9 protein-coding genes are annotated in these 12,902 nt (G+C 50.4%); all 9 read right to left on the reverse strand.

Annotated elements, in window-relative coordinates:
• Positions 1-5 precede the first annotated feature (5 nt).
• Positions 6-1,025, reverse strand: a complete 1,020-nt coding sequence (locus ACOZB4_RS02465) for a glycoside hydrolase family 130 protein (RefSeq protein WP_379415239.1) — start codon at positions 1,023-1,025, stop codon at positions 6-8.
• A 216-nt stretch (positions 1,026-1,241) separates the two neighbouring features.
• Positions 1,242-2,144, reverse strand: a complete 903-nt coding sequence (locus ACOZB4_RS02470; RefSeq protein WP_339264840.1) for a carbohydrate ABC transporter permease — start codon at positions 2,142-2,144, stop codon at positions 1,242-1,244.
• 112 nt (positions 2,145-2,256) lie between these two features.
• A complete protein-coding gene (locus ACOZB4_RS02475; protein WP_379415236.1) occupies positions 2,257-3,156 on the reverse strand; it encodes a carbohydrate ABC transporter permease in 900 nt (299 codons plus the stop codon).
• Between the two features lie 71 nt (positions 3,157-3,227).
• Entirely contained in the window at positions 3,228-4,634 is a 1,407-nt protein-coding gene (locus tag ACOZB4_RS02480; protein WP_379415232.1) for an ABC transporter substrate-binding protein, read from the reverse strand.
• Between the two features lie 130 nt (positions 4,635-4,764).
• On the reverse strand, positions 4,765-6,390 hold the full coding sequence (locus ACOZB4_RS02485; protein ID WP_379415230.1) for a response regulator: 1,626 nt from the start codon (positions 6,388-6,390) through the stop codon (positions 4,765-4,767).
• Positions 6,377-8,140 carry a cache domain-containing sensor histidine kinase gene (locus ACOZB4_RS02490; RefSeq protein ID WP_379415227.1) on the reverse strand — a complete coding sequence of 588 codons (1,764 nt, stop codon included), beginning with the start codon at positions 8,138-8,140 and terminating at the stop codon, positions 6,377-6,379. Before ACOZB4_RS02490 ends, ACOZB4_RS02485 begins: the two co-directional genes overlap by 14 nt.
• Before the next feature lie 296 nt (positions 8,141-8,436).
• Complete coding sequence (locus tag ACOZB4_RS02495) at positions 8,437-11,511, reverse strand: family 16 glycoside hydrolase (protein WP_379415224.1); 3,075 nt, start codon at positions 11,509-11,511, stop codon at positions 8,437-8,439.
• A gap of 496 nt (positions 11,512-12,007) precedes the next feature.
• Positions 12,008-12,244 (reverse strand): hypothetical protein, encoded by a 237-nt coding sequence (locus tag ACOZB4_RS02500; protein ID WP_379415221.1) that lies wholly within the window; start codon positions 12,242-12,244, stop codon positions 12,008-12,010.
• Between the two features lie 385 nt (positions 12,245-12,629).
• On the reverse strand, positions 12,630-12,836 hold the full coding sequence (locus tag ACOZB4_RS02505) for an alpha/beta fold hydrolase (RefSeq protein WP_422759460.1): 207 nt from the start codon (positions 12,834-12,836) through the stop codon (positions 12,630-12,632).
• Positions 12,837-12,902 lie beyond the last annotated feature (66 nt).

Raw genomic sequence — 12,902 nt, forward strand, 5'->3', positions numbered from 1 at the left:
ACTTGTCATAGTTGCTTATTGACTGTGCCTTCCAGACAAAGATGCAGCAAATCATCTACATGCGCAGATGCCAGGCATTCTACGGTATCGGCGGCGCCGTAGTAGATTTTGACTTCCCCAGTATCCTCCAGAATCATGCCCCCCGGAAAAATAACATGATTGCGAAAGCCTCCACCGGTCTCATAATCAGCTTCCGGGGCAAGCAGCGGCGTCTCCGCCCTGCCGATGATCCGGCTGGGATCGGCAAGATCCAGCAGCAAAATGCCGGACGTATAACGCTTCTTCCAGCTGTCCTCCCAGCCGTTCTTGCCCCGCCTGCGATCGATGTCCACGGCATGGAATAGGGTCAGCCAGCCTTTGTCCGTTTTGACGGGCGGAGCGCCCGGGCCTACCTTGTCATTGGCATAGGCTACATCTTCAACCGCCAGCAGCAGCTTGGAATTGCCCCAGTATTTTAGATCAGGCGAGTCGCTCATCCACATGTCAAAGCGGTCAATCCCGCCCCGACTGTATACAGGCATCGGTCGCTCCAGCCGGACATACTTGCCCCCGATCCGCTCCGGGAACAATACCATGTTGCGGTTGTCCGGCAGCGACAGACTCAACACCTCGAAGGAGCGGAAATCCTCGGTGACGGCGATGCCGCCGCGCAGCCCATGCTTGGTATCGACCGCAAAGCACATATAGCATTGCTCGCCGATTACCGTTAGACGCGGATCATACACGCGGATGACCTCTTCATCATGCCAGGACCAGCACGGTTCCGGCTGCACATCCCATTTTATGCCGTCATCGCTGAAGGCCAGCCCAAGATTCGTCGTGTGATGAGGAGCAACAATCCCTTGATGTTCATCGCCGTAGTCATTGCGGAAAACCATCACATATTTGCCTTTAAATTTGGTAACCCCGGCATTAAAGACCAACGCCGGGCCGTAGGGTACATCACCCGGAGTCAGAATCGGATTTCCGGCATACCGCGTAATGATCGGGCTGGAAAACAAAGGTCCCACTATAGAATCTCTCATTTGCATCACGCTCCTTGTAGAGGTTGTTCAAAAAGTTCACTTTTGATCACGAAGTGAATCAGGAAGTGACTCGGGATCGAATCTTGCATTCAAACGTGCCTTCCGGTGCTCACGTACCCAAAACGTACGCTCCGCTCCTCAGCCCCTGGCTTCATCCAACCTTCTCGGTGCTGAAAACCGGACTTTTTGAACACGCACTTGTATATGGAATTGAGTTTAACCTTTAACTGAACCGGCCGTTACTTGAATAAAGGACTTATTCGCCACAATATAAGCGAGAAGCATCGGCAGGATCGACAGGCATGCTCCCGCCATCATCAAATGAATCTGCATAGCCGCGGAAGAACCGTAACGAAGATTCGCCAGCCCGACGGTGAGCGTCTGCAGCTGCGGATTCGTCATTGTGAACACCAGCGGCAGAATATATTCGTTCCAGGCATGGCGGAAGGCAAACAGTCCTGCCACGCCAAGCCCCGGTGTTAGGAGCGGGAGAATGATCCGGAAAAAGGTTCGGACGAACCCGGAGCCGTCCACCATGGCCGCTTCATCAAGCTCGCGGGGAATCGCTTTGAAGAATCCCAGCAGCATAAAAAATGTGCTGGAATGGGCGCTGATCAGAATTAGGATCACTCCCCACAGCGTGGTATTCAAGTTCAGCGCGACCATCAAATCGAATTGCGGGCGCAGCACAATGGCACCAACGGATATAAACATCATCGACGCCTGCGTCGTCACATACAGGGATTTGCCGGGAAAATGGCGGCGATCCACCACATAAGCCGCCATGGCAGCGACCAGCAAGGTGCCGACGGTAACCATAATGCTGACAAATGCGCTGTTCCAGGTATAGCGGGCAAAATTGGCCTGCTTCCAGGCTTCGGCATAATTGACGAACTGCAGCTTGGCCGGCAGCAAGCTTCCTCCGGTCATCATTTCGGCGCCGGTCTTGAGTGAACCGGACAATGTCATCAACAGAGGAAATAATGTCAGTATCGCCGTTATCAATAAAAACAGCCACATCACCGCACGGCCCACTATTTTGCCAGTGTGACCGGAAGGCGGTCGGGCGGCGATTTTACCTCGCGCGTCCGGCTGTTGGGGTAACACCTGTTCGTTCATTTGCTGTTCCTCCTGCACGCCTGCAGCCGTTTATGATCAACCGATCTGCGGCTTGTTGTGAAATCGTAATGGCCCTATGCAAAGTTGCAATGTAGACTTTTTGAACAACCTTCTAATACAACTTGTTCATTTTACGGCTTAATAAGAAATACAAGCCTGTGATCGCTCCCACAATAACAGCGGTTGCGAAGCCTACGGAGCTGCCGTATCCTAGCTGCTGCTCGACAGGAGAACCCGTGGATACCGGGAACAACAGTTTGTACAGATAGAGATACATGACCTCGGTTTTGCCGATCGGTCCGCCTTCCGTGATGAGCATAATGCTCTCATAGCCTTTCAGGGATGCGATAATTGCGAGCATGATGACCAACTGGGCTACCGGAGCCAGCATCGGAAGCGTAATGCTCCAAAACCGTCTTCCGGCGTTTGCGCCGTCCATGGCCGCGCTCTCGGATAAATCCTGCGGAATGCTCTGCAGTCCGGCCAGAAACAGCAGCATATAATTGCCGACCGCGCCCCATACCGCCACAATAATGACCGTAAGCATCGCATGCTTCGGCCCGAGCCAGTCGATCGGCTGTGAGACCAGGTGCAGCTTCATCAATACGGTGTTAACCATCCCGTTATAGGAATTGAAGATCGTATAGAACACCACGGAGATAACCGCAGTGCTGATGATTGTCGGCATAAAATAGATTCCTCGCAGCAGATTTCCGCCCCGCAGCTTGCCGTTCAGGACGACCGCGAGCAGCAGGGACAACGGCAGCGTTAGCAGAAGCTTGCCTCCGGCGTAGATAAAGGTATTGCCAACCGATTCCCAGAACAGCGCATCGCGCATCAGCCGACGGAAATTGTCCAAACCAATGAACAGCGCATCGCCGTATCCGGCATAGTCATAAAACATATAGCGCAGCATCCATAACAAAGGATAGATGCCAAGAGCCGCTGTCAAAATGATGCTCGGGGACAGAAACAGAGCATTCTCCCCCACGCGTTTCCATTTAAAACTCACGATTCGTTCCTCCTTCGGGGAAAGAAAAGGGGCATCCGCCAAAAAGTGCGCGGCAGCCCCATCCTTGCCTGTTATTCTCCCTGCGGTTTAGTTGGATCAAAGGCAGGGTTCAGCGTTACAGTGACCTCGCCTTTCTCCAGCGCCTTGGACAATGCGGCGTTGTATCTTGTGTTTAAATCTTCCGTAATCGCTTTCAGATCTTCGTCGGTAAGGATGTATTTGAAGAATGCATCAGCGTAGGTGGAACCCTCTGGAGTAACGTTTGGCGAAGCAGGCCAGAGCGAGTCGTGTTCCCCGACCAGGAAGCCTTCCATGCCACCCATCTCCGGATCTTTAGCTTGTTCTACAATGCTTGGCACAATGGCTATCCCGAAGCCTTTTTCATGATAGGTCTTCAGAACCTCGTCGCCGTGCATATACTGCATGAATTTCCAAGCTGCTTCCTTATTGGCCGATTGAGCGCTGATGCCGAGCCACGTTCCGGCGGACACGATTTCGGAAGTTCCCCTGATCTGACCGTCCAGCGTTGGAGCCAACGCGCCCCCCCAGTTGATTTCAGTCGGGAATTGATCCATGTACACGCCCGGTTCCGTCGAGAAAGAAAGATACATACCGATTTTGCCTGCGGCGAATTGGGCTCGCAGCGGATCGATGTCCAGCGCTTCCGCGCCAGGCAGAATACTTCCGTCTTTATACATTTGCTTGAAATATTCGATGACCTGCGAGTAAGGCTCGAAATCGAATTGACCTGTCTTCAGATCAAAGCCAAGTCCCTGATAACCGCTCAAAGAAAGAATTTCCCGGACGGAACGGTCAAATGCTTGCTTCGGATTTTTGAAGTTCAGTGCAAAACCATAAATGCCTTCGGCTTTCCCAACTTCAGTAATTTTCTTGGCATCGTCCACCATTTCCTGCAGCGATTTCGGAGGATTCTCGATGCCGGCTTTGGCAAAGAGATCCTTGTTGTAGACCAGACGCATGGTGAGGCCGGTGTTGGCGAGCGAGTACACCTTGCCGTCAAATCGGTTGACATCGTCGATCAGCAAGCTGCCGAACTTCGCTCTCAAGTCATCGGTAAGATACTCGTCAATCGGTTCAAGATACCCTTTTTTGACAAATCCGGACGTATTGGCGCTCTTTAGGCGAAGCACATCCGGCGCCTGGTTGCTGGAAAAGGCAATATCGACGCTTTGCGCGTAATTCTCGGACATGACCGTCAATTCCACCTGGATGTTATCGTCGTTTGTTTCATTGAATTTGTTAATTAATTCCTTAATATACTCCTGATCATGACGGTCGTCAGTCCAGTATTTAAGCTGTACGGGTTGGCCTGTCTCGGTTGATGGAGCTGCTGTTCCGCCGTCAGACTTGCCATTCGTCGTACCACCATTGCCATTGTTGTTGTCGTTCCCGCCGCAGCCTGCGATTCCTGCGGCTAGAACAAGACTCAAGCCGAGACCTAACCATTTTTTTCGCATACATTCTACCCCTTTGATTAACGTTTGTATTGTGAGCTCGTTTTTTATTATAGAATCCCGTACTCGGAAAAGGAGTGAGGCAAATTCACTCTCAAGGGATAGAATTCTATGGTCTCCTGCAGCAAGAGCCTCACGCCTCAGGCCGATCCATGTGATAGCCGGCCCTGAATTCCGTCGGGGTCTGGCCAGTGATCTTCTTGAACATCTCGCTGAAATATCTGCGCTCCTCATACCCTACTGCCGCAGCCACTTCCTGCACCTGCGCCCCCTCTACCAGCAGCAGCCTCGCTTTCTGAATGCGTTCCGAGGTGATATACTGTGTGACCGTCATTCCGGTCACCTGCTTGAACAAGCTGGAAAAGTAGCTGGCGCTGAGATGCACATGGGCGGCGCATTCGCCGACGGTAATATCCTCGGACAAGCGGCCCTTGATATAGCCAATGGCCTTATAAATCACCTTCTGCCCTTCGGATAAGCTGTTTCGGCGAACCAGCTCGGCTCCCTCCGTGCACAAGACAAGCAGCTGACGCTGCAAAGAGGCCAGCGGCAGTCCCGCCGTCCCTTGCACCGTTCTGAATCTCTGAATGAGCGGCTGTATCTCCGAATAGGAAACCATTTCGTAAAGCGTGCGGATCGCTGAAGCAGCCAGCTCATCGTACAGGCTGAGGAGATAATCCGGATTTTGCCTTGAGATCCGTTTCTGCAGCGCTTCCGAAATCGCGGACAGCATCGCGTCCGTCCGGACGGCATTCCCAGAACGCAGGGCCAGCAGCAGCTCGTCCTTGTACTCCAGCGCCAGCGGCTCCTGACTGCCGCTCTGGAGGAAATCGTCATACATAATGGCCGCATTGCCTTCGGTGAACAGGTGATGGGAGAGCGCACGATGAGCCTGCCGGTAGGAATCCGGCAGCCCGCTGATCTCCTCCACTCTGCCGCCGACCCCGACCGAGACCGTGAACTTGGTATATCGTTCCATATTCCGGCAGCACTGCTCGGCAATTTCGATCGGACTGGACGGTCCTGTATCGTTCAGTACGGCCAGGTACTGGTCATGACGGGCTCGGAAAAGAACGCTGCGTGCATAATGGGCAAGCGTCTCCTGCATAATGTTCAACAGCGAAAACCGGATCAGCTCCATCTCCTGGATGGACTGCTCGGCAACCTGCTCCCGGAAGCGGTCAATTTCTATCAGCATCACCACGAAGCCGCGCGGCTCCAGCTCAATATTCAGAAACTCCCACCGTTCCGAGGCCTCTTCCCATGAAGTGCGGTGGCTTATGAGCAGCGCAAAGTATTCCTGTCGCAGCGCCGGCATGCTCTCGCGAAGCTTGTTCTCCATTTCCCTCAAACTTATCCGTTTGGACCTCTCTTCCATAACCTCTGCTTTGGCTCGCAGCACAGCCGACATCATATCTTCTTCTGTGAAGGGCTTCACCACAAAATCAAACGCCCCCAGCTGCACCGCCTGCTGCGCATATTCAAAGTCGGCATAGCCGCTGATCAGAATGACCTTGCAGCTGGGGTTCTCTTCCAGCACCAAACGCAGCATGCTCAACCCGTCCATGATCGGCATCCGGATATCGGTAATAACCAGATCCGGACGCAGCCCGTTGATCAGGGTAAGCCCCTCTTCCCCATTGCTCGATACACCTGCGACCCGAATCCCCTGCTCTTCCCAGTTCATCGCGGTCAGTCCGTCCACCACGCTTTTAATATCGTCGATAATGCAGAGACTGATCGCCTCAGGATTGCTCATCCAAATCCTCCCCTTTCTTGGGCAATGAAATCCGTATTTCGGTTCCGAGCTCCGGCACACTGTCTACGTGAAATTCCGCACCGTCCCCATAATAGAGCCGGAGCCGCCGGATCAGATTGGACACCGCATATCCCTTCTTCGACTCCTGCAAAAAGAGTTCGCGCACTTGGGTCTTGTCCATTCCCTTTCCGTTATCACGTACGGAAATCGTCCAGCGTTTCTCATCCCCGCTAATCTCGATTTCGATTAGGCCGCCGTTCTTCAGGTCGCGAAAACCGTGCAAAATGCTGTTCTCCACCAACGGCTGCAAAATGATGCGCGGAATCGAAAGCGATGACAGCTCCGGTTCGCGTACATGGATCTCATAAGAGAATAAGCCTTCATAGCAGCTTAACTGCAGTTCCAGATACTGGCGCACATGCTCCAGTTCTTTCGACAGTGTCGTAATTTCCTGGCCATTGTTCAATCCAAGTTGGAACAGGCGTGAGAGCGACATGACCATTTGCTGCGACGGTTCGATCTGCTTCAATTTCAATTTCCAGTAGATGGTGTTGAGCGTGTTGTACAGAAAATGCGGGTCCATCTGCGCCGACAGCGCCTTGATCTCTGCAGTTCGCTTATGCGTCTGGGCTTCCGTTACCTCATCTATCAACACCACAATCTGTTCCAGCATCCGGTTAAACCGAAATCCCACCTGAGCCAGCTCATCTCCGCTGCCGCTCTCAAAACGGGCGGTCAGATCGTTGTTCTCGACCCGCTTCATCACCTTCAGAAGCCCTTGCAGCGGTTTCAGCAAATAGCGTGAAAATGCGCCCGAAATCAACGTGGTGACGGTAAAAGCAGCCAGCGTAACTCCGGCGATCAGCCATTTGACAAAAACCATGTCCTGGAGCACGTCGGCCCGGGAACGGATGGTGGTCATCGTCCAATCCGCAATGCCGAGACGGGCATAATTAAGCAGATAGGTCTGGCCTTCCATTTCAAAGGGCTGACTTCCCTCCGAGCGGCTCATCATGCCACTCAAATTACCCGTCTCAACTGCCTGCCTGACCAGCGGTTCCTTCACGGGGTAAACCGCCTCTCCATCAGCGTTCAGCAAGAAGCTGGACGCCCCTTCCGCGGTGTTCCCCTGGACCAGCTTGCGGAAACCGTCCTCTCGGATATTCACGACAATATAAACACCGCTGACCGGGGTGTCAAAGATCGGCTCCAGAATAAGCGAAATGACGCGTTCCTTGCCGGAGAAGAGCATATCCTCATGACCCTCCACCCACAGGTTCTTTTTCTCCTGTTCGATGCGCGCATACAGAACGGTATCCTCGAATGCGGTGAGCCGATTTCGGTTCATGGACGAAGGATAGAACTCGCCAATCGGCGTAAATACGTAGATCGATTGGATTAGCGGCTCGGCGATCCGAGCCTGCGAGAAAACGTTGTCAAGATCGTTCAGATGCATGTAATATCTGCTGGCATCCCCGGAGCCGGCATCCTTCAGCATATCGTAGAAAGGCTGGCTGATCATAAACGTCATCATAATCAACATCAGTTTGTTCAGCTTCTCATCCACAATCTGTGCGGATCTGACCACCGTGTCCTGCGTGAGCTTCAGTGCATTTTTTTCCAGCGTCGCAGTCGAGATATAATAAGACAGTCCTCCGGTCATCAGAACAGAAAGCACGATGACGGCCAGAAAAGCGACCTTGAGTTTGTTGCGGAACGATTGCCTGCGGAGGTACTCCAAGCTTTTCACGCCTTCCGTTAAATTCTTTGCTTTGATTATGTCACTGCAGCCCCTGTTCGACAACGTAAAAAAACGAAGCTGTCCCAGGCAGCCATGTCATGGCTTTAGGGGCAGCTCCTTCTTAGGATCCCATGAACGGTGATCGACCTGTGGATCGGCTTTTTTTGAAGATTATTGAATTTATAAGCTTTCAACGGAGCTGAACAATTCTATAATCGCAAGAAAAACTATTGCTAAACGCGGTCTGTCTTCTGTGAATGTACGTCGATAGACGTCTTTCTTACCGGTACAGAATGTTTTGCTGACTAAATCGGGTCAGGCGTCAGAACCAAAGCATCATCAAAAGTTACGCCAGCCGAGGTGGTCCGAAACCCTATTTTCCCTGCTGTCAGTTCTGTTTCGGGATTGGTCCATTCCATTTTTAGTTCCCCATCCACATAACCTTTTATTGTGTTCCCTTCAATGGAAGCCTTCATCGTATACCACTGGTTCGCCTGAGCTGTAAACGGGGTACTGGATACAAGGGTCATGACGTTGCCCACGGATTTGTACAACTCCAGCTTTTGGGCTGTGGAATGGATTCGGAACATATAGAAATTACCTGCATCCTGTACCCTGAAGAGAATGCCTGCGTTGGCATTGGTGATGGGCATTTTCGTTTTGGCTTCATACGTATAATCCGTCCACGAATCGCCGGCAGTAATGACTGCAGTGGCTGCTTGATTCTGAATCAAGGCTTTTGTGCCGTCAGTTGTCACATTCCAGGAACCTGAAGCAGACGTCCAACCTACCGTATTTCCATCTTCAAAATCGTCGCTGAATTGGATGACCGTAGGATCCGGATACACGGGAGGTTCATTCACGTCCGTAACATGGATCGTAAAGGACTTCTCAACATACAGTCCGCCTGAATCTGTGCTCCTCACCCGGATGCTGTAGCTGTCCTTGGCTTCGTAATCAGGCGTTACGGCTAGAATCAACATATTGTCCGATATGGTGAAGCTGCTGTTGTCCACATCCCCTGCACCTGCTGTCAGCATATAAGTAAATGTTTCTTCCGCATCAGGGTCGCTGGTGGAAAAAGTTCCAACCATGCCTCCCGCCGTCGTGTTTTCAACAACACTGTTGTGTGAAAGGGCAATCTCCTCAGGCGCTTTATTGATGAGGCTAACCACGGCATCGTCAAAATGGACGCCGGCCGAGGTGGTCCGAAATCCGATCCCCCCAGCCGTCAATTCGGTGACAGGATTGGTCCATTCCATCTTTAATTCTTCATCCACGTAACAGGATATCGTGTTCCCTTGCATAACCGCCTTAACTGTATACCACTGCTTCTCAATAGCAGTGAACGGCGTACTGTTTACAAGCGTCAGTTGTCCATTCACGGATTTGAACAACTCCAGCTGTTGATTCGATGAATGAATGCGATACATATAATAATTGTTTGCATCCTGCACCCTGAAGACCATGCCCGCGTTGGCATTGGTGATGGGCATTCTTAATCTGGCTTCATAAACGTAATCCGTCCATGAACCCCCGCTATTAGCGGTAATCAGGGAGGTGGTTGTCTGATTCCCGCTGGACAGCACGTGATTCGTGCCGACTATCGGGACGGTCCAACCGCCGGACATCGACGTCCACCCCGCCGTATTTCCGTCTTCGAAATTGTCGCTGAATAGCGGCGGCTTGGAATTGGCAAAAACGAGACCATATACATTGTTATTAACGGTAACATTCAAGTCGTCCAGGGTTGTTGCAAGCTTCCCTCCAACATAAACATCTGTGAACGTGACGCCGTTAACCCTTCCGCCTTTCGTGGCATTCCCGGAAATTCTGGATTTCTGGGTGCCGGTCTCGCGAACATTGATGTTCTTGACTACAACATTGCTTACATCGCCGGAAGTGCTGGTGGACACTCCAAGCCAATAGTTCCCGAATTGATTGATACCGACGCGTTCGATGTCGATATTCTCAAACGTAATATTTTGGGCGTAACCTTCCTCCGGAAGCGTATTCAGTTGGTAACCATGATCGATAAGCAATGCTCGGGCGCTTTGATACACATACGAATTTCGGATGGTTACGCCGATTTGCGGCTGGGCTACGCCCATGCCAATCTTGAAAGCCGCACATCTTGTCCATGCAAAAGCGTCATCAAAGACCACGTTTTCCAAATGTTCAAGCTCGCCCGGCCAGTCTTTGGACATCCCCGTCTGCAGCCAGGTTTTCGTGGAATAAGTGTCATCATCCGAGATGGCAATCGAATGTTGAACAAGCACGTTCTGACTTTCATTAATATCGATAACGTCGTTCTCGATTTTGTATAAATCCTGGAATCCCTTAAGATTGTTTATGGTTACATTGTCGGAACGAACCACCATAAACGACCAGAAACCGGCATCCCGCAATATTAAGCCGTCAAAAGTAAAATTGGATGTTGCGATCGGAACGAGCAGGTTATTGAGGAACCCTTCATTTTTATTAGGCGCCGGCATCTTTCGCTCTCGCATCGCAATGCCTTTTCCATCAATGGTTCCCCGTCCCCGTATCGTAATATTGGTGGAATCTACGGCAGTACGAATAAAATACGTTCCATCCGCGTTTCGTGAATCCTTGCGAAAATCAATCACGTAGTCTTCCCCCCTGCCCGTGCCGACAATGACGGCGCCTCCAGCCAGGTAAAAGGTTACGTTGCTTTTTAATGTCAGGTTCCCGCTCTTATAAACACCTGCCGGAACGAAAACTACGCCGCCGCCGGCTTGATGGGCGTCATCGATCGCCTGCTGAATCGCGTCCGATGCCAGCGATGATCCCGTGTTATCCGCGTGGTATGGCGACTGTGTCACATTAAAAATCCCGGCACCTGCGGACGGGGGTATATCCGTTTCCAAGGGGTCTGCCGCGATGACAATCTTCTTCCTCTGGTCATTGATTTTTACGATGACATAGGTTGAGGATGAAAGCGTGAACGTCAGCTTGTTTCCGTTAACTGTGCCTTCGATGTTTTTAGCCTGAGGACTGATGGAGAATGATGTAATCGGCACATTGTTGGTAACTTCGATTCGGACCGTGCCGGAAAAAGAAAATTGGGCATAGTCATAGTCAGCCAGATAACTGATTACAGGAATCGCTTTGTTATCGGCTTTCAATGAAAACACGCTGGATGCGGTATAGATGGATGGCATCGGGTAATTTTGTATCGTGGCCGGTGCTATGGCGCTCTGTACCAAAGATGTCGGATCAGCGGCATCCGTTATATCCATTGAAGAAATAGAATAGCTATCGATTTTGGCAGCTTCCGCAGCTCGGGGTAACAATCCTGTTATTATAACGGCAAGCACGACCAACAGACTAACTGCTTTTCTTGTAATGGTAATCATAAATACCTCCTCAAGATTATTCATCTGCCGAACAATAATAAGGCAGCGCAGCTCAGTTCGCCCGATTGTATTCTTGCTTGCGTTTTTTTGTGAAGGCGCTAACATTTTATTGGAAGCAAGCAACAGCCGCCCTTTCTGAGGTTCACCCCCCCCTCCATCCAAACTTTTCACTGTCACGATGGATTATAATCCCTGCCCGCATAAAAAGGAGTGGGGCAAGCCCACTCTCCAGGGATACATTTTAACTGTTCTCCATGCACGCAGGGATTGTTGAATTTCGAAACAGAACAAGTTGGTTCTCGTTGGTGAAGACTATCAAAACCTAAATCAAGAAAAAAATGATCTTACAAACAGCCCTCTGCAACGAACGAGAAGACCTCATATTTGGGTTCGTTTTATTGAATGTATGATTGAGGCAACACGAAGAGCATTCTTGGCTGCGCTTCGTGTTTTTTGATTCCAAAAAAAATCTCCTCGTAGCGAGGAGATCGGCACATTAGATTAGAGCAATCGCGAGCAGCGTGAACAGGCTTAATGTTAAAATGGCGCTGCGAGCCCCGAATCCGAAGGGGAAGAAAGCGGAGGTCGTTACAGTTCCGTCTCTTCGATCTGTCTCCAAGTACACATTATCACAATCCACTTTTACGATTCTTCCTACGTGTACACAACCGTCTCTTGTCGTAATGCGGACTTTCTGGTTCATGAATCGCATGCAGCTATAATAGGCTTCCATCTTATCACCCCTTTCTTTGACAACGTAGCATATGAAAGCGTTGGACAAAAGGTCACGGCAGTTATACCCTCTACAATGAATGAGATCGAAGGTTACCGATAATAATGTAGATTCCGCTGGTTTACGAAATTTTGAGAAATTAAACCCTGTCAGCACAAGGCTGGCAGGGTTTAAACACTGGAACTCAAACATTATAACGATGCGTTGTCATTGGAGTCGAACCAAATTATCTCTAAGGGTTTCAATTCAAAAACAGTCTTCTGGTTCACCACTGCGTTTAGAATTGCTAGAGAAAATCGTAAAAACCGTTTAGACTTGCCTCTGTATAAAGCATGTCATGTTGAAGCTTACTTCTCTCCGTTTTCATTTTTACTAAGTTGCACTTCTAATCATTGGTTTCCATTCTAAGAAATTCTGCTACATTAGAACCAAACGTTTCAGGCTCCTCAATAAAAGGGAGGTGACCACAATCCTGCATCACAATTCTTGTAGAATTCTTTATTCCTGTTTGGATTTCAGCTATTTCCCTATTAAATGAGTGATCAAGATCCCCAATATGGATTAGTGATAAAAGTTTCGATTGCTTTTTCACAACCATTCAGCCTTACCTGAAAATGCTGTTTAATTCCCTGCCATAGCATACTTACTCGATAGTTAT

Source organism: Paenibacillus sp. NPDC058898 (genome assembly GCF_049316025.1).
In the GTDB taxonomy this organism is placed as follows: Bacteria; Bacillota; Bacilli; order Paenibacillales; family Paenibacillaceae; genus Paenibacillus_AQ.